General features: G+C 69.9%; 17 protein-coding genes. 5 read left to right on the top strand and 12 right to left on the bottom strand.

From position 1 onward, the window contains the following. The first annotated feature begins 75 nt into the window (after positions 1–75). From B5X82_RS21055 to B5X82_RS21035, 5 genes are all read left to right on the top strand, one after another. The gene (locus B5X82_RS21055; RefSeq protein ID WP_079650139.1) at positions 76–900 is read left to right on the top strand and encodes an IclR family transcriptional regulator; all 825 of its coding nucleotides are present in this window, start codon (positions 76–78) and stop codon (positions 898–900) included. 148 nt (positions 901–1,048) lie between these two features. Then, on the top strand, positions 1,049–2,731 hold the full coding sequence (locus B5X82_RS21050) for an N-acyl-D-amino-acid deacylase family protein (protein ID WP_079650138.1): 1,683 nt from the start codon (positions 1,049–1,051) through the stop codon (positions 2,729–2,731). A gap of 11 nt (positions 2,732–2,742) precedes the next feature. Continuing rightward, entirely contained in the window at positions 2,743–3,678 is a 936-nt protein-coding gene (locus tag B5X82_RS21045; RefSeq protein WP_079650137.1) for a TauD/TfdA dioxygenase family protein, read from the top strand. 152 nt (positions 3,679–3,830) lie between these two features. After that, on the top strand, positions 3,831–4,538 hold the full coding sequence (locus tag B5X82_RS21040; protein ID WP_079650136.1) for a cupin domain-containing protein: 708 nt from the start codon (positions 3,831–3,833) through the stop codon (positions 4,536–4,538). Between the two features lie 16 nt (positions 4,539–4,554). Then, the gene (locus B5X82_RS21035; RefSeq protein ID WP_235862757.1) at positions 4,555–5,445 is read left to right on the top strand and encodes an alpha/beta fold hydrolase; all 891 of its coding nucleotides are present in this window, start codon (positions 4,555–4,557) and stop codon (positions 5,443–5,445) included. 125 nt (positions 5,446–5,570) lie between these two features. On the opposite strand, the gene B5X82_RS21030 is transcribed toward B5X82_RS21035, so the two are convergent. The 12 genes from B5X82_RS21030 to B5X82_RS20975 all read right to left on the bottom strand — a co-directional run bounded on the left by B5X82_RS21030 (position 5,571) and on the right by B5X82_RS20975 (position 18,004). Beyond that, the gene (locus tag B5X82_RS21030) at positions 5,571–6,344 is read right to left on the bottom strand and encodes an SDR family NAD(P)-dependent oxidoreductase (RefSeq protein WP_079650135.1); all 774 of its coding nucleotides are present in this window, start codon (positions 6,342–6,344) and stop codon (positions 5,571–5,573) included. Continuing rightward, on the bottom strand, positions 6,341–7,150 hold the full coding sequence (locus tag B5X82_RS21025; RefSeq protein ID WP_079650134.1) for a hypothetical protein: 810 nt from the start codon (positions 7,148–7,150) through the stop codon (positions 6,341–6,343). The genes B5X82_RS21030 and B5X82_RS21025 overlap by 4 nt, the downstream gene beginning before the upstream one ends. Next, complete coding sequence (locus tag B5X82_RS21020; RefSeq protein WP_079650133.1) at positions 7,147–8,076, bottom strand: LLM class F420-dependent oxidoreductase; 930 nt, start codon at positions 8,074–8,076, stop codon at positions 7,147–7,149. Before B5X82_RS21020 ends, B5X82_RS21025 begins: the two co-directional genes overlap by 4 nt. A gap of 17 nt (positions 8,077–8,093) precedes the next feature. Beyond that, complete coding sequence (locus B5X82_RS21015; RefSeq protein ID WP_079650132.1) at positions 8,094–9,248, bottom strand: serine hydrolase domain-containing protein; 1,155 nt, start codon at positions 9,246–9,248, stop codon at positions 8,094–8,096. Then, entirely contained in the window at positions 9,245–10,795 is a 1,551-nt protein-coding gene (locus B5X82_RS21010) for a class I adenylate-forming enzyme family protein (RefSeq protein WP_079650131.1), read from the bottom strand. Before B5X82_RS21010 ends, B5X82_RS21015 begins: the two co-directional genes overlap by 4 nt. Continuing rightward, complete coding sequence (locus B5X82_RS21005; protein ID WP_079650130.1) at positions 10,792–11,211, bottom strand: Zn-ribbon domain-containing OB-fold protein; 420 nt, start codon at positions 11,209–11,211, stop codon at positions 10,792–10,794. The genes B5X82_RS21010 and B5X82_RS21005 overlap by 4 nt, the downstream gene beginning before the upstream one ends. Before the next feature lies 1 nt (position 11,212). Next, positions 11,213–12,142 (bottom strand): cyclase family protein, encoded by a 930-nt coding sequence (locus B5X82_RS21000; protein WP_079650129.1) that lies wholly within the window; start codon positions 12,140–12,142, stop codon positions 11,213–11,215. Between the two features lie 10 nt (positions 12,143–12,152). Next, positions 12,153–13,307, bottom strand: a complete 1,155-nt coding sequence (locus tag B5X82_RS20995) for a thiolase C-terminal domain-containing protein (protein WP_079650128.1) — start codon at positions 13,305–13,307, stop codon at positions 12,153–12,155. 216 nt (positions 13,308–13,523) lie between these two features. Then, positions 13,524–14,585, bottom strand: coding sequence for an LLM class flavin-dependent oxidoreductase (locus tag B5X82_RS20990; protein ID WP_079650127.1), 1,062 nt, complete (start codon positions 14,583–14,585; stop codon positions 13,524–13,526). 1 nt (position 14,586) lies between these two features. Beyond that, positions 14,587–16,224: an AMP-binding protein gene (locus B5X82_RS20985; protein WP_079650126.1), complete on the bottom strand. Its 1,638-nt coding sequence runs from the start codon at positions 16,222–16,224 to the stop codon at positions 14,587–14,589. Between the two features lie 2 nt (positions 16,225–16,226). Then, the gene (locus B5X82_RS20980) at positions 16,227–16,928 is read right to left on the bottom strand and encodes an SDR family NAD(P)-dependent oxidoreductase (RefSeq protein ID WP_079650125.1); all 702 of its coding nucleotides are present in this window, start codon (positions 16,926–16,928) and stop codon (positions 16,227–16,229) included. Beyond that, positions 16,925–18,004 carry a phenylacetate--CoA ligase family protein gene (locus tag B5X82_RS20975; RefSeq protein ID WP_079650124.1) on the bottom strand — a complete coding sequence of 360 codons (1,080 nt, stop codon included), beginning with the start codon at positions 18,002–18,004 and terminating at the stop codon, positions 16,925–16,927. Before B5X82_RS20975 ends, B5X82_RS20980 begins: the two co-directional genes overlap by 4 nt. Position 18,005 lies beyond the last annotated feature (1 nt).

Genomic DNA, 18,005 nt, shown 5'->3' with positions numbered 1-18,005 from the left:
CCGCTTCTGTAGGAGAGGAGAGAGGAGTGCGCCCCGTCGCCCGACCGACCGCCGCCCGACCGACACGAGGGAAGCATGCCGCCACGTTCCGCCGCCGCCGTCACCCCGCAGATCGCCCCGCGCGGAGCGGCGACCCTGTCGGTGGCACGGCTGCCGCAAATCCTCGACCTGCTGTCCCGCGCTTCGCCGAACGGTGCCAGCCTCGCTTCGCTCAGCGCGCAGACCGGCATCCCCAAGAGCAGCCTGCTCAACATCCTGCGCGGGTTGCAGAGCCTGGGCTACGTCACCTCGGCCAATGGCGCCTACCATCTCGGGCGGGAAGCCTATGCCCTCGCCAACCTGATCATCTCGACCCTGCGCTCGGGCCGGCTGCCGGCGATCGCGCGGCCCGCACTCCAGCGGCTCGCGGACAAGGTGGGCGAGACGGTGATCCTGGGCGTGCTGTCGCAGGACGAGCGCCATGTCGTCTATGTCGACGCGATCGAGAGCCGCCACACGGTGCGCGTCTCGGGGATCATAGGCAACCATACGCCGCTCTATGCCTCGACCGGGGGTTGGGTGATGCTGGCGCACCTGCCGGACGGCTTCGTCGACGCCTATCTCCGCTCGGTCGACCGCGTCCGCCACACGGCCAAGACGCTGACCGGGATCGACGAGCTCAAGGCGATGTACCGCCAGGTGCGCGAGCAGGGCGTGTCGATCGCCATCGGCCAGATGGACGAGAGCATCCTCGGCTTCGGCGCGCCGGTCTTCGATGCCGGCGGCACGATCGCGGGGGTGGTGATCATCTCCTCGGTGGTCAGCCGAGCGCTCCAGCGGTCGGACGAGCTGGCCGACGCGGTGCGCGAGGCGGGCCGCGAGATTTCCGGCCTGCTCGGACATTCCATCGCGGCAGTCTGACCGCTCCATTTCGGCTTCATCGCACACGATCGTCCGTCCTGCGCGGCGCGTTGACGCACGCCTCTTGTTCATATTACAGAATATTCAAACATATATATGAACGATTCGCCGCCAACGGCCGAGCGATGCCCAGCCGTAAGGAGAGCCCATGTCCTTCGACCTTCTGATCCGGAACGGGACCGTCATCGACGGCACCGGCGCGTCACGCTTCGACGCCGATGTGGCCGTGAAGGACGGACGCATCGCCGCAATCGGCACGATCGACGGCGACGCCGCCCGCACCATCGATGCGGCCGGCATGATCGTCGCTCCCGGCTTCGTCGATCCGCACACCCATTATGACGCGCAGCTGTGCTGGGACCCGCTGCTGACCCCGTCGAGCTGGCACGGCGTCACCACCGTGGTGCTCGGCAATTGCGGGGTCGGCGTCGCACCCTGCCGGCCCGAGGATCGCGAGAAGGCGACCTGGGACCTCGTGAACCTGGAGGCGATCCCCTATGAGACGCTCGAACAAGGGCTGAGCTGGGACTGGGAGAGCTTCCCCGACTATATGGACGCCGCCGAGCAGCGCGGCTGCGGGCTCAACCTCGCCTTCCTTGCCCCGCTCGCGCCTTTCCGTCGCTATGTGCTGGGCGACGAGGCGATGGAGCGCCCGGCGACGGCGGAGGAGACGACCCGCATCCGCGCGCTGCTGCGCGAGGCGATGGCGGCCGGCGCGGTCGGCTTCTCCTCGACCCAGGCCCCGTCGCACATCGGCTATCAGGGCAAGCCGCTCGCCAGCGTGCCGGCCAGCGCCGACGAGTTGGTCGCCTATGCGACCGAGCTGGGCGAGATCGGGCGCGGCGCGATCGAGATGGCGATCGGATCGGTCGCGCCGTGGATGAAGCCCGCCGACTTCGAGCTGCTCGACCGCATGCTCGGCGCCAGCCGCGCGCCGCTGACCTTCCTCGCGCTGATGAAATTCCTCGACAAGCCCGAGGAGCATTTCCGCGCGATGGAGCAGGTCGCGCCGCTGGTCGCGCGCGGCGCGCGGCCGCAGATGCATTCGACCAACCTGGTCAGCGACCTCAACCTGCGCGACCCGTTCATGCTGTCATCCTTTGCGTCGCTGCGCGGCGTGTTCAACCAGCCCCGCGACGTGCAGGCCGCGATCTATCGCGACCCGGCCTTCCGCCGGGCGTTCCGCGACGATCTCGTCGAACAGGCCGCCGCCTTCCACGGCGACTGGTCGATGGTCTGGGTGATCGCGACCGGCCGGCCCGATTTTGAGCGGCTGATCGGCCGCAACATCGTCGAGATCGGCGCGGAGCGTGGGCAGGACCCGGTCGACGCCTTCTTCGATCTTGCGCTGGAGGACGATCTCGCGACCGAGTTCACCGCCGTCCGTTTCGGCGTGCCGGAGGAATTCCTCGGCGATCCCCGCACCCTGATCGGCCTGTCCGACGGCGGCGCCCATGTCGGTATATTGTGCAACGCCGGCTACACCACCGAGATGCTCGGCGACCTGGTCCGCCGGCGCGGGCTGCTCGACCTGGAGACGGCGGTGATGCGGCTGACCTCGGACCCGGCCGATTTCTTCGGCCTCTCCGATCGCGGCCGCCTGAAGCCAGGCCTCGCGGCCGACATCGTCATCTTCGACCCCGCGACGGTGGGATCGGACAGCGCCCGGCCGGTGCCGCGCGACGACCTGCCTGGCGGCGCCCGCCGCCTCGTCGTCGAGGCCGAGGGGATTCGCCACGTCATCGTCAACGGCGCCAGCCTGTTCGAGGATGGCCGGCACAGCGGCGCCTATCCCGGCCGGGTGCTGCGCCCCGGCCGCGCCACCGCGTGAGGGAGGCCGCCATGCCCATCACCATCGAGAAGCTCTCCCCCCATGTCGGCGCGCGCATCACCCTCGATCCCGCCCGGATCGGCGATCCCGCAATGACCGAGGCGCTGCGCCGGGCCTTCGCCGACCATGGCGTGCTGCTATTCCCGCGCATCGGCACCTCGCCCGACATCCATGTCGCGCTCAGCCGCTGCTTCGGCAGGCTCCAGGTCCACCCGGTCAACAGGAACCAGGTCGAGGGTTTTCCCGAGGTGGTCGACATGTCCTACACCCCGCCCCGGCGGCCGGGGGACCTGTCCTACCATGCCGTCTACCGGATCGAGGGGCGCGAGCTGGCCGGCTGGCTGCCCTGGCATTTCGACCTGTCCTACATGGCCGAGATCAACCATGGCAGCATGCTGCGCGCGCTGGAGGTGCCGCCCGAGGGCGGCCGCACCGGCTTCATGGACCGCATCCGCCTGTACGAGCTGCTGCCCGACGATCTCAAGCGGCGGATCGAGGGACTCGACGTTGTCTATCGCTTCCAGCCCGACATGATGAAGCGCCGCTATTGCCGCCCCGCCGACATGGCGCTGGTGGCGCCATCGATGAAGGCCGGGATGTTCGACGGCGACGTGCTCGACCGCGATTTCCCGCCGGTCGCCCACCCGATGGTCTATACCGATCGCGACAGCGGCCGGAAGGTGCTCAACGTCGCGCCGCTGTTCGCGGTCGGCATCGTCGGCATGGACGATCCCAAGGGCGACGCGCTGCTCGGCGCGGTGATCGACCATTGCTGCACCGCCGACTTCGCCTATTTCCACCGATGGGCGGTGGGCGACATGATCATCTGGGACAATTGGCGGGCGCTGCATTCGGCCGAAGGCGTCCCCCCGCACCATCCGCGCCGCATGCAGCGGACCAGCCTGGCCGGCGATTATGGTCTCGGCCGGGTGCTTGGGAAGGTCTGAGCTCATGTCACGTCATCCCAGCAGAAGCTGGGATCTCCCTTCTTCATTGTCGCGTTGGTCGCAGGAAGGCAATGACACGGATCGGGCGGCTGGGCTTGAACCAACCAGTCGCTTGCTATAATTCTACCTCTAATAAGGAATGGAGGGACAGGATGATCGGCGCGACTCTCGAGCAGGCGATGGCGGCGAACCGCGTTCAGAGCGACGGGGTGGCAAGCGCGACCGACTTCATCGGCGAGCGACAGATCGACAGCGACACGCCGCAGGCCTTCCTGGTCCGCGCGGGCGCCGGCCACGTCATCCCCGGCCATTTCCATGCCGTCGATCAGTTCCAGATCTTCGTCGAGGGCAATGCGAAGCTCGGCCGCTTCGAGCTGCACCCCGGATCGATCCACTATACCGACGCCTATACGACCTACGGCCCGATCATCGCGACCGAGCAAGGCTATGCCTATTTCACGCTGCGGCCGGTTTCGACCACCAGCTATCACCAGATGCCGGCCGAGGCGAAGCTGCTGCGCGAGGCACGCCACACCAGCGGGTCGAAGCGGCGGATGCTGATGGGCGAGGTCGACGAGGCGGCCGAAGCAGCGGCGGGCATCGCCCCCATCTTTGCCCAGCCCGACGGAGTCGGCGCCTATCGGCTCAGCGCCGCGCCAGGCGAGGCCCTCGCCTTCCCCGCCGAGGCGAGCCATGGCCGCTTCCTGCTGGTCATCTCCGGCAGCGCCGAGGTCGACGGCCAGGTCTATGGCCCCAAATCCTGCCTGTGGGCCGGTGAGGGCGAAGCGTTTGCCCCGGTGGTCGCGGGCGACGAGGGCGTCGTCGCGGTGCTCGCGGCGTTCGGCAAGCAGGCCGCCTGATCCGGCCATCCAGCGAATGACATCGACAGCAGCGGCCGGACCGGCCTGGTTCCGCGACGCGCTCGCCTGCCCCCCTGAACGCGGGACGGTGCGGGCCGAGGGCGCGACCATCGAGACATTGGCCTGGGGCGATCCGGCGAACCCCGGGCTGTTCCTGCTCCACGGCGGCGCGGCGCATGCCGACTGGTGGAGCTTCATCGCACCGATGTTCGCCGACCGCTATCGGGTGGTCGCCTTCTCCTGGTCGGGGATGGGTCGGTCCGACTGGCGCGAACGCTATTCGATCCACGGCTTCGCGCGCGAGGCGGTCGCGGTCGCGCGGGAGACGGGGCTGCTCGACGGGCCGGTCCCGCCGATCTGGATGGCGCACAGCTTCGGCGGCCACCCGTCGCTGGTCGTCGCCGCCGAGATGCCCGAGGCGCTGTCGGCGCTGGTCCTGATCGACACCGGCGGATTTCCCGCCCCCGGCGTGGTCGAGAATTTCGTCTATTCGAGCCGCCCTTCGCCGATCTTCGCGACGCGCGAGGAGGCGCTGGCGCGCTTCCGCTTCGTGCCGCCCGACCGCGACGCCCCCGCCTTCGTCCGCGACTATGTCGCCGAGCGGTCGATCGTCGAGCAGGGCGGCGACCGGCCCGGCTGGCGCTGGCGCTTCGACTTCTCGATGTGGAGCCGGCTCGACCGCGAGCCCGACGTGCTGGAATTGCTGGCGTCCGCCGACGTGCCGATCGCCTTCATCCTGGGCGGCGAGACCCAGATCATGGCCGACGACGCCGCCGACCGCATCCGCGAGCTCCGTCCCCGCTTCACTCCGATCGCGACGGTGCCCGACGCGGGCCACCACATCATGATCGATCACCCGCTGGCGTTCGTCGCGGCGGTCAACGGGCTGCTGTCGGCCTGGCCTTAGGAAGCTCTCCCCATCTCGTCATCCCAGCGAAAGCTGGGATCTCCCTGCCTTTCCCGTGTTCGGGGAGACGAAGGAGGAAAAGAAGGGAGATCCCGGCTTTCGCCGGGATGACGGGAAAAGGGTCCTCAGACCCCGAAGCCGCCGGACACCGAAATCTGCTCGCCGGTGACATAGGCGGCGCGGTCCGACGCAAGGAACACCGCGGCGTGGCCGATCTCGGCCGGCTTGCCGTAGCGCTTGATCGAGAGCGACTTCTGGGTCGCCTCCTTCCACGCCTCGTCGAAATGGCCGATCGCGTCGAGCTTGTCGAACATGCCCCCGGCGATCACCCCGACCAGCACTGAATTGGCGCGGATGCCGAAGCGGCCCTCCTCGCGCGCGATGCCGCGCACCAGCGCCTCGTTGGCGGCCTTGGGCACCACCGACAGGCCGTCCTTGCCCGGCCACAGCCGGTCGCCGGCCGATCCGATATGGACGAAGGAGCCGCCGCCCGCCGCGCGGAAATGAGGCAGAGCGGCCTGCACCACGTTGAAGAAGCCATCGACCTCGATCGCGAAGGCGGCCTTCCACTGCTCAGGCGTCACCTGCGACATGTAGATTTGCGGGACCAGCGGGCCGGCGGCGAAGACGATGCTGTGGACCCGGCCGTGCCGCTCGACCGCCGCGGCGATCGCGGCCTCGACGCTGGCGCGGTCGGTGAGGTCGGCCTGGACGGTGCTGGCCTCGACCCCGGCGGCCGCGATCTCGGCCGCCATCGCCTCGGCCTTCTCGCGGTTGCCGCGATAGCCGAGCGCCACCGCGCTGCCGGCGCGGGCGAATTCGAGGGCAACCGCTCCGCCGAGCCCGCCGCTGCCGCCGAACAGGAGCGTGGCGCCTTCGGGAAAGAGACGATCGGTCATAGCTGGTCCACATGGGTATCGGTGCCGGGCACCGTGGGGATGAAATGGCCGGCAAAGACGAGCGCGCCACGCCCGGCCGCCTGTAGCGCGGCCTCGACGGCGCGCGGCACCGCGTCCCAGTCGGTCGGCGGCGGCGTGTCGAAGAAGGCGAGCACCAGCACCCGCTGCCGGAAATAGGCGGGGTCGGGCCGCGCGACGTTGCCCGGCGCATTGTCGGGCAGCGGCACCGGCCGGAAGCACAGCGCCATCGGCACCGCCGTTCCAGCGATCAGCCCCGGCAGGACATCGTCACGCAGCCAGTCGGCGACCGCGTCGCCATCCTCAGCCGCGTCGACCATGATGGCCATGGCGCCCGGATAGCCATGGTCGAGCGCGAGTTCGGCCGGCACCCCGTCCTCGTCGCGGAAGGCGCCGCCGGCATAGCGGTAATAGCCGGTCGAGATGTTGCGGCGGGGCGCCTCCATCCGGCCCTGCCGGTGCAGCCGGAGCACCTGATCGACCGACCAGATGATTGTCTCGTCGAGCCGCTCGCCCAGCACCCAATAGGTGACGAGGAAGCTCCCGTCGCGGATGTCGTCGGCGACCGGCGTCGTCTCGGGAAAGCGCTCGGCCCGCATCGCGCGGGTGGCGAGCCAGCGGCGGCCGGCGAAGAAGCCAGCCCCGGCCATGCACCCCGCGTAGAAATGGTCGCGCTCGTACCAGCGGTGGAAATGGCGCTCCCAACCCGGATCGGGCTGGGCGAGCGAGAACAGCATGCCGCCCAGCCGGATATCCGGCACCGGCCGGTCGTCGATGGGCGCGGTCATGCCCGGCCGCCGATCCGGGCCAGCACCTCCTCCCCGAACCACAGGACGTTCTCGACATATTGGCCGCGGTCGTTCTGCGGCAGCGCGACCGCGCTCCACGTCACCCCGGCCGCCGCCAGTTCCTCCAGCTGGTCGATGATCGCCTGCGCGTTGAGGCGGGTGCCGTTGTAGAGGGTCATGTCGAACGGCACCATGCAGACGTCGAACGGCCGGGTCCGCCCCTGCTCGGCGCACAGCTCCCTGGCAAAGGCGATCTTGTCGGCGAGCTCGGCGACCGAGGTGAGCTGGTCGGTGCCGGTGATCGCGCTGAGCTTGCCCCGCGCCGGGAAGGGCGCCCAGCCGTCGCACCAGGTGACGGCGCGGCGGATCGCCTTCTCGCTGTTGCCGCCGCACCAGATCGGCGGATGCGGCCGCTGGACCGGCAGCGGCAGGAGCTGCACGTCCTGCGCGTCGAAGGCATGGCCGGTGAAGCTGACCGGCTCTCCGGTCCAGGCAAGCTTCATCGCCTGCAACGCTTCGTCGACCAGGGCGCCACGCTTCTCGAACGGGACGCCCAGCGCCGCGAACTCTGCCTTCATATAGCCGACGCCGACGCCCATGATCATCCGCCCGCCCGAGATCACGTCGAGGCTGGCCGCCGCCTTGGCGGTGAGGAAGGGGTTGCGATAGGGCAGCACGACGATCTGGCTGTGGAGCTTCAGCTTCGTGCTGACCGCCGCAACGGCGGTGAGCTGGACGAAGGGATCGAGCGCCGAATGGCCGCCCGCCGCGAGCCAGGCCTGCGCGGGCGCGGGATGATCGGTGACGTAGCAGGCGTCGATCCCCGCCGTCTCCAGCGCCTGCGCCATCTCGGCGATCGCCGCGACCGACATGAACTCGGCCGGATTGTCGAACTGGTTCAGGCCCAGCGCCATCGAGATGCGCATCGTCCCCTCCTCTTATGTCAGAAGCACGCCAGCGCCGCGTCGAGCAGCGCGCCGTTGCGGCTGCGATCGCCCATCTCGCCGCACAGATTGGTGACGTAGCCGAGCGCGAAGCCGCGATCGGGATCGGCGACGCCGATCGATCCATAGGCGCCCTTGTGGCCGAACAGCGCCGTGCCGGGCCGGTCGACATGGCCGAGCGAGACGCCGCCCGCCGGCAACTGGTAGCCCAGCCCATAGGCGACGTCGTTGCCGAGCAGCGCGTCCTCGCCGCGATATTGCTCGGCGGTGGCGATCGCGAGCCGTTCGCGCGACAGGACCGGCGCGTGGCGATCAATCAGCGCGGCATAGATGGTGGCGAGGCTGAACGCGTCCGAATGGCCGCCAGCGCCGAGCCCGTTGGCCGCGCGCCAGCCGGCCGAGGCGGCGACCGCCGGCGTCAGCAGGGTCCAGTCGTCGAGCGAGGTGATGCCGGCGAATTGCTGGTCGCCGCCGGTCGCCCAGACCGGGGCGCCCGGATTGGCCGAGGCGAGCATCGCAACCCGATCGGCGGGCAACGCTGCACCGCGCCAGGCGAAGCGGGTGCCGAGCGGTCCGTTGAGATGGCGGTCGAGCAGCCTGTCGAGATCGTCGCCGGCGATCCGCATCATCAGCTCGCCGATCAGCCAGCCGAAGGTCAGCGCATGATAGCCCGACCGGCGCGGGCGCGTCCCGAAGGCCGGTGCGGCGGCGAGCGCCGTGGTGACACGATCCCAGTCGAGGACATGGCCCGGCGCCGCCGGATCGGGCAGCCGGCCGAGCCCGGCCTGGTGGGCGAGCAGCTCGCGGACGCTGATGTCGGCCTTGCCGGCCGCCGCGAACTCCGGCCACCAGCGCGCGACGGGTGCGTCATAGTCGACGCCGTGCTTCTCGGCGAGGATGTGGAACAGGCTCGCCGCCACGCCCTTGGTGCAGGAGAAGACGCAGGGTGCGGTCTCGGCCCGCCACGGCGTCCCCGCGCTGTCGGCGACCCCTCCCCAGATATGGGCGACGACCCGCCCCTCGACGATCAGACACATCGCCGCGCCGACCTCGGTCGCGCCGTCGCGGGCCGGGTCGAACAAGCCCAGGAAGGCGTCGGCGACCCGGCGGAAGGCCGGGTCCCAGCGGCCCTCGATGCGCTCGCGCACCGTCATCCCGCGAGCCGGCCTTCGTAAAGCGCGCGGATCTCGCGCCGCAGCAGCTTGCCGCGCCCGCCCGAGGCGTCATTGCCGTGCGGCAGGCTGTCGGCCACGACGATCAGGTCCGGCATCGCCTCCGCCGGCAGCAGCGCCTCGAGCCGCGCGCGCAGCCCGGCCTCGTCGAGCGTGGCGCCAGGCTGGGGCGAGACCGCGAGGATGATCTTCTGCTCGGGCGCGCCCGCCGGGCTGCCCGCGACGCCGGCCTCGGCCACGCCCTCGATCGTGCCGGCGACGTCCTCGATCTGGATCGGCCGCAGATAATGGCCGCCCCGGCTGATCGCGTCCTCCTTGCGGCCGAGCACCGTCAGCCGGCCGCTCTCGTCCATCAGGCCGAGGTCGCCGGTGTGGAACCAGCCGTCCTTCAGCACTTCGGCGGTCTTGTCGGGCTGGCCGTCATAGCCCTGGAACAGGTGCGGGCCGGTCATGACGATCTCGCCCGGCACGCCGACGACACGCTCGCCGTTCGCGCCGATCGTCCGCACCGCCTGCCCCACCCGCGCCCGGCCCGACGTCGCCGCCAGATGCGCCTCGGTGATCGTGTTGACGCAGTTATAGGGCCCTTCGGACTGGCCATAGAAGCTGTAGAGCGACAGGCCGGGCAGCCGCTCCATCAGCCGCGAGAAGATGTTGGGCGAGATCGGCTCGCCGCCGAGCAGGATCACCTTGAGCGACGACAGGTCGAAATCCTGGTGCGGATGGTTCGAGAGGATGTCGGCCCATTGGCTGGGGATCATCGTGATGTGCGAGATGCGCTCGCGCTGAACGGCCTCCAGCAGCCGCGCCGGGCCGAGATCGTCCTCCAGGGCGACCTTCATGCCGGCGTAGAACGCCGCGCCGATCGTGCAGGGGAAGCCGATGCCCCAGATAATTGGACCCGATCCCCAGACGGAGTCCGTCGACCGCTCGACCTCGTACAGCACCGTGCTCATCTGGATGCAGGACGAATGGCTGTGGACCACCGCCTTCGAGGTGCCGGTCGTGCCCGACGTGTAGAAGAAGCCCATCGGGTCGTCGAAGAAGGCGCCGAGCGGCGGCTCCTCGTCCGATGCCTGGGCGAGCGCGTCGTCGAGCGACACCGCGCCGTCGATGCGGGTGCCGACCGCGATCAGCCTGACCTCGGGCAGCTCGGCGCGGACGGTCTCGGCGAACTTGGCGTTGGGAGCGTCGATGGTCAGCCAGTCGATCTTCGACCGGCGCGCCATCTCCACCACCATGTCGGGCGCCCAATAGGGATTGAAGGCGGCGATCACCGCGCCGATCTTGGCCTCGGCGAAATAGGTCTCGGCGACGTGCAGCGCCTCGCCGAGCAGCGACGCGACCTTCTGCCCCGGCTCGACGCCCAGCGCGCGCAGCGCGTTGGCGGTGCGGTTCACCCGGCGGTTGAGCGCGTCGAAGCTGTAGCTCTGGCCGCGATAGACCAGCGCGACGTCATCGGGCGTGCGGGCCGCGTTGTTGGTCAGTACCGCATGCGCGTAATTGCCGTAGGGCGCCCTTGCGCTCATTCCTGCTCCCCTCGTTCGGTCATCCTGAAATTGGGCATCGCTATGTCGCCGCGCCGCTCGAACCACAGCTCGACCGCCATGCCGATCCGCACCGCGTCGGGCGCACAGCCGGTGACGTTGCCGAAGACCCGCAGGCCCGGCTGTTCGGGCAGGTCGATCCAGGCGATGACGTAAGGCTCGCCGTCGAAGCCCGCGACGAAGCTGCGGTGGACGACGCTGAAGGTCGCGACGGTGCCGCGCCCCGAGACCGTGTCCCAGTCGAACTCGTCCGACCCGCATTCGGCGCAGCGCGGCTCGGGAAAATGGATCCAGCGGCCGCAGCCCCGGCAATGCTGCAACGCCAGCCGCCCCTCCGCCGCCGCGCGCCAATAGGGCGCAGTCAGCTCGGTCGGCTGGGGAAGCGGTTTGGCGGCCATGTCAGAGGATGGCCAGCGGGTTGATCGGGCTGCCGGTGCCGCCGACGATCTTGAGCGGGGCGACGACGAACTGGAAGGTCGCGGGCGCGGCCTCGGCCAGCTCCTCCAGCCACAGCATCTCCATCAGGTAGATGCCGTGCCGCCACAGGAAGATCATGTGGATGTCGCCGTCGAGGTCCTCGTCCGCGCCGCCCTGTGCATTGAGGCCGCAGATCGCGCTGTTGTCGGCGGCGACGGCGACGACATCGCGTTCGGCCAGCCACAGCGCACCGTCGGTGGCGAGGCCCGGCTCGCCGCCCCAATAGGTGTCGGCGCTTCGGTAGAACTGCTTGGTCCAGCCAGTGCGCAGCACCACCGCGTCGCCCGCCCCTATCGTCACACCGGCGGCCGCGCACATCGCCTCCAGGTCGGCGGCGGTGATACGGTCGGCGGGGTCGAGGATGTCGCGGCCGCGATGGCGCGCGACGTCGAGGAAGACGCCGCGGGTCGCGATCCCCGGAAGCTGCTCGATGCCGCAGCGGAGCGCGCCGTAGCTGCGGATGCGCGCGCTGTCATGGCCGTTGTAGAGGCGGCTGCCGTTCCACATGTGGCATAGCGCGTCCATGTGCGTGGTGGTGCCGTGCGGCGACACGATCAGCGCGTCGTCGGCGATCGACAGGCCGGCGGGCGGCTTCGCCCCGGCCAGATAGTCGCCGCCGTCGATCGACATGAAATGCTGCGGCAGCGGCCGGCCGCGCAGGTGCGGCACCGTGCAGGGCGCGTTGCTCGACGTCGATCCCTTGATCGGCAGGCTGAGGCTGAGCACCCGCCCCCGCGCGACCGCGCCGGCGCCGGCCTTCACCACATCGGGCGTCAGCAGGTTGGCCGCGCCGATCTGGTCGTCGTCGCCCCAGCGGCCCCAATTGTGCGGTTCGGGAGGTGTATCGCTCATCGCCTGTCCTTCACGCCTCCAGCCCGAGCAGCAGCGCCGAGCCGAAATTGCCGCCGAAGCCGGTGCACAGCGCGGTCGCGGCCTCGACCTGCCGGTCGCCCGCCTTGCCCTGGAGCTGCTCCACCGCCTCGACGACGTTGTTGAGGCCGTGAACATAGCCTTCGGACAGCAGCCCGCCATTGGTGTTGAGCGCGAAGCCGCGCCCCGCCTCGCCCGTAGCGGCGAAGTCCGCGACCTCGCCGGGGGCGAGGAAGCCGAAATCCTCGAGCTGCTGGAGGATCAGGTAGGAATAGGCGTCGTAGCATTGCACCAAGTCGATATCGGCCGGCGCGACGCCCGTCGCCGCGTAGAAGCGCGGTGCCACATGGGCGGAGAAGATGCGGGCGGGATCGTCGCCAGCCTTGTCCATCGCCCCCGCCCCGCGGCCGCCCGCGCGGATCGCGCCGAGGATGTGGACCGGCCGGTTGCGCAGGGCCCGCGCCCGATCGGGCGTCGTCACCACGATCGCGCAGGCGGCGTCGGTCTCCAGGCAGCAGTCGGGCCGGCGCAGCGGCGAGGCGATCATCGGCGCGGTGCGATAGTCGTCGATCGTCAGCGGATCGCGCAGCAGCGCCTTGGGATTGGCGACCGCCTTGGCGCGCTGCCGCACCACCAGCGGGCCGAGCGCGTCCGGCGCCAGCCCGCGATCGTGGAGGTAGCGCTGCGCCGCCAGCGCGAACAGGTTGACCGGCCCGCGAAAGCCGTAGGGGGTGAGGAACTGCTCCTCCATCCCGTCGCTGGAGCCGAGCGAGATCTGCCCCATGCGCTTGCCGCTGCGGCCGTTGAGCGAACGGTAGACGACCACCGTCTCGGCGAGACCGGCCGCGACGACCATCGCCGCGTCGCCGAGGATCGCCGCCGCCTGGCTGCCGCCGCCATGATAGTCGTTGGTCCAGCCATGGTCGGCGAGGCCGAGCATCCGCGCGACCATGTGGGTCGGCACCGAATCGGACAGCGCGTAGGACAGCAGCCCGTCGACGTCGCGGCTTTGGAGACCGGCATCGGCGACCGCTGCATGGACGGCCTCCATCGTCAGGTCGAGCACGGTCCGGCCGGATTCGCGGCTGAAGCGCGTATAGCCGACCCCGGCGATCGCCGCCTTGCCCGAAAACGCCTGCCTCTCCACGCCCGACACCGTCCTCCTCTACCCAGTTCGTCATGCCGGCGGAGGCCGGCATCTCGGCGGACTCCTGCCTCGGCCTTCTCTCCCCCCAATCGTCATTCCCGCGAAAGCGGGAATCCATGGACGGCGGCACCTCCCGTCAAACAGCGTCCCGTTTCCGTGGATTCCCGCTTTCGCGGGAATGACGAAGGGGAGGGCGGTTCGATCCTGCCCGGCCTCCTACCGGAACGCCGGCATCACCTCCTTGGCGAAGAAGGACACCAGCCGCTTCATCTCGGGCATCGGCAACGGCCGGGTGCTGCCGAAATCGCACATCAGGTTCGAATAGCCGAAATCCTGCAGCATCTTCACCTGGCCGATCACGCGCTCGGGATCGCCGATCACCTCCATCTTGTCCCAGCGGAAGTCGTCGCTGACCTCGCCGCCCTTCATATATTTGGCTTCCCAGGACTCGTAGCCCTTGGCGATCTTGCCCGTCTTGGGATCGATCGGGGCGCTTTCCTTGTTGATGATCTTGCCGCGGTCGAAGCCGGCCTCGAAGGCGCGGAAATCCTCGCGCGCCTTCTCGTTGGTGTCGGCGACGTAGACGCTGCGCATCGCGCACAGCGAATGGCCGTCGATGGCGTGGCCCGCCGTCGTCATCGCCTCCTGCCAGGCCTCCGCCGCGCGCTTGAGCGAGCCGAAGGTCGCCAGCGCGTCGGCCATGATCGGCAGGCCGCGCGCCGCATAGCGCTGCACCGTGTCGGGGCTGACCGACGCCACCCAGGTCGGAATCCGCTTCTGCAGCGGCCGGGGCTTCAGGTTGACGCTCTCGCAATGGTAGAATTTGCCGCTGTGGCTGACGTCGTCCTCGCGCCACAGCCGGTTGATCAGGTCGAGCGCCTCGTCGAACCGCTCCCGCGCCTCGGAGAGGTCGACTCCGAGCCGGCTGAACTCCAGCGACTGGTAACCGCGGCCGATGCCGAAATCGAAGCGGCCGTTCGACAGCAGGTCAAGCTGGGCGATCTCCTCGGCGATCAGGATCGGATTGTGCAGCGGCAGGATGAGGACGCCGCTGCCGAGCCGGATCTTCGAGGTGCGCGCGGCGAGGTAGGACAGCATCGCCGGGATGTTGGTGCACAGTCCATAGTCGCGGAAATGATGCTCCGCGACCCAGACGCCGTCGAAGCCGCATTCCTCGAGATGTTCGACCAGTTCGGTGTTGTAGTCGTAGACCTGTTTCTCGCTCCAGCCGGCATGCTGGTGATAGAGCAGGAAGGCGGAGAATTTCATGCGCGCCATGTCAGGCTTGTCCAGCGTCTGAATATTGGCGGGCGCTTGTTCGCAGTACATCTTTCGCCACCTTGCCATTTGCGTTGAGCGGAAGCTCCGTGCCGAGCACGAAAGTCCGGGGAACCTTGTAGTTGGCCATGTTCTCGCGGGCCCAGGCAGTCAGCGCCTCGGCGGTGACGTCGCTGCCCGGATGCGGGATGACGAAGGCGACGCCGACCTCGCCGAGCCGCCGGTCGGCGACTCCCACCACCGACACCGCCGACATCAGCCCCGACGACAGCAACAGGTTCTCGACCTCGGCCGGGTAGACGTTGAAGCCACCGCAGGTGAACATGTCCTTCTTGCGGTCGACGATGCGGATACAGCCATGTTCTTCGAGCAGGCCGATGTCGCCGCTGTGCAGCCAGCCGTCGGCATCGATCGCGGCGGCGGTCAGTTCCGGCTCGCCCCAGTAGCCCTGCATGACGTTGTAGCCGCGCATCACGATCTCGCCGGTCTGGCCCTGCGGTACCGGCCGGTTCTCGTCGTCGACGATGCGGACCTCGACCCCGTCCATCGGCCGGCCGGTGGTCGTCGAGACGACGTCCTCGGGATCGTCGGCGCGCGTCATCGAGACGACACAGCCCTCGATCAGCCCATAGGCGTTGATTGCACGCCGCACGCCCAGTTCGACGCGCACCCGACGCAGCAGCTCCATCGGCACGCTCGCCGCGCCGATGAAGCAGACGCGCATCGTCGTCACCTCGGCGCCGGTGCGGGCCCGCTGGTCGAGCAGGGCTAGGTAGAGGTTGGGCGGGCCCGAGGCGACGGTGATGCCGTGCCGCAGGATCAGGTCCAGCGCGCGTGCCGGATCGAAGATGTCCATCAGCACCATCGTCATGCCGCGCTCGGCACTGGCGAGGATGCCGGCGTTGAGGCCGAAGCCGTGCGAGAAGGGCGGGATCACCAGATAGACATCGCCCGCGCGCAGCGCCGCGACGTCGGCCCAGTCGCGATAGGCGCGCATCAGCTGGCCATGGCTGAGCTGCACCCCCTTGGGCGCCCCGGTCGATCCCGAGGTGAACATCACCTCGGCCAGCATGTCCCCGTCGATCCCGGCGATCACCGCGTCGAGATCGGCATCGGACACGCCCTCGCCGCTCGCCAGGAAATCGGCGAAGCCGACCTCGCCCGGCGCGGAGGAGGAATCCTCGTCGAGGCGGACGATGCGGCGCACCGCCGGCAGCCGCTCGAATGGCCGGTCGGTCCCCGCGCCATAGGCGGCCTTGACGATGTCGATCAGCCGGGTGCCGGCGCATTCGCCGACGGTGACGAGCAGCTTGGCGCCGGTCGCCTCCAGCAGCGGGCCGACCTCGCGCGCCTTGAGCCGGGTCGACAGCGGCATCAGCACCGCGCCCGCCATCCAGGCGGCGTGCGCGGCGATCACCCAACGCGTGATATTGGGCGCCCAGCAGACGACGAAGTCGCCCGGCTCGATCCCCCCCGCGATCAGCGCGCGGGCCATGCGCCGCGCCGCGTCGTGGAGATCGCGGACGCTGGTCTCGCGGTCGCCTTCGCGCACCGCTATCCGGTCGGCATGGTCGATGGCCCGGTCGCGCAGCAGGTGCGCGATGCTGCGATGGCCGGTCAGCGTGTCGCTCGATGCCATGATCAGCCCACCATCGTCAGACCGCCGCTGACGCTCAAGGTCTGGCCGGTGACGAACGCCGAATCGTCGCCCAGGAAGAAGGCGACCGCGCCGGCGATGTCCACCGCCTCGGCCACGCGCTTCATCGGCGTCTTGGCGGCGAGCTTGTCCATCACGTCGCCATGCGCCGCCGACATCGGCGTGCGGACCGGGCCCGGAGAGACATTGTTGACGCGGACACCGAAGCGGCCGACCTCCTGGGCCAGGCTGCGGGTGAAGGCGGCGAGGCCGCCCTTGGCCGCCGAGTAGACGGCTTCCCCCGCCGCCCCGGCCCGCGCCGAATCGGAGATGATGTTGACCACCGATCCCCCGCCAGCCTCGATCATCGACGGCACGACGACGTGGCAGGCCTGGATCGCCGCGGTCAGGTTGACCGCGACCAGCAGGTCCCAGCGCGGTTCGAGCTGGAGGAAGCGGCCGACCTGCGCGACGCCCGCGCAGTTGACCAGGCCGTGGATCGGGCCGCCCGCGACGATGCGTTCGAGCGCGGCGTGGTAGCCGGGCGCATCGGTGATGTCCTGCGCGACCCGCTCGGCCAGCGCGGGCGAGGCGTCCGGAAAGGCGAGGTCGACGCCGATCACCTGCCAGCCGCGATCGGCGAGCAGCTGGGCGATCGCCGCGCCGATCGCGCCCGCCGCCCCGGTCAGGATCACCCGGCGGCTCATGCCGCGATCCCCGGCGCGTCGCCATGATGGCCGCGCAGGTCGTCAACGGCGCCGCGCGGCTTGCCCTCGATCTCCCCGGCGAAGGAGGTCTCGACCGCGATCGACACCGGGCAGGCCGCGGCGATCGCCTGCTCGACCCGGCTCAACCACATCGGATTCTTGACGAGCGTCTCGCGGTTGAAGCCGACCTTGAGCGTCGCCGCGTCGAGCGTGCGATCGCCACGGTCGATCTCCAGCGTCCAGGCCGACACGCCGTCGATCAGCGCGAGCTGCCGGCGTAGCGCGTCGAGCGACACCCAGCGGCCGCGCAGCAGCACATGGTCGCCGAGGGTGCGGTCGAACAGGCCGGCGTCGCTCTTTGGCGCCGCGCGCAGCGTACCGGTGCGCAGCACATCGTCCTTCAGCGCCGCGCAGAAGGTCGGCCGCACGACGATCTCTGCATCGCCGATATCGGCGGCCAGGTCCTCGGCGACGATCTCGTCCCGGTCGGGAGCCGCGAGCGCGACGGTGCCGCCCGCCGCTTCCCACGGGCCGCCGCAGCGCCAGGCGAGCGGCAGGCCGAAGAAGGGATCGAAATAGAGTTCGGCGACCTCGGCCTCGAACTCGCGGGCGAGGCGCTTGCGCAACCCGGCGGTCGCCACCTCGCCACCGATGACGATCCGCTCCAGGCCCAGCTCGACCGGGTCGACGTTGAACTCCATGTAGAGCCGCGCGAGGAAATCGGCGGCGCCGCACGGCGTGGTGATCAGCACCGTCGGCTTGAGCGAACGGATCGCCGCCAGCAGCCGCATCCGGCCGCGCGCGCCGGTGACCGCCACCGACTGGACGAGCGGCGCGGCGGCGCGGGCGAGCAGCGCGACCGATAGCGAGGCCGGCTGCTCCATCGCGATCAGCACCCGGTCGCGCGCGCCCAGCTCGCATCCCATCAGCGCTTCGCGCGCGATCGCCTCGGCGGCGTCCCAGTCCTGCGGACCGAGGCCGATCACCGCCTCGGTCGGCTCACCGGCGAACAGGATGGAGCCCGCGGGCGCGGACGGTCGGGCCGCCAGGAGGTCCCGGCGCGTATGCCACTGCATG

The organism is Rhizorhabdus histidinilytica, assembly GCF_900167915.1.
Taxonomy (GTDB): domain Bacteria; phylum Pseudomonadota; class Alphaproteobacteria; order Sphingomonadales; family Sphingomonadaceae; genus Rhizorhabdus; species Rhizorhabdus histidinilytica.
This window is presented reverse-complemented; position numbering and strand designations above follow the sequence as displayed.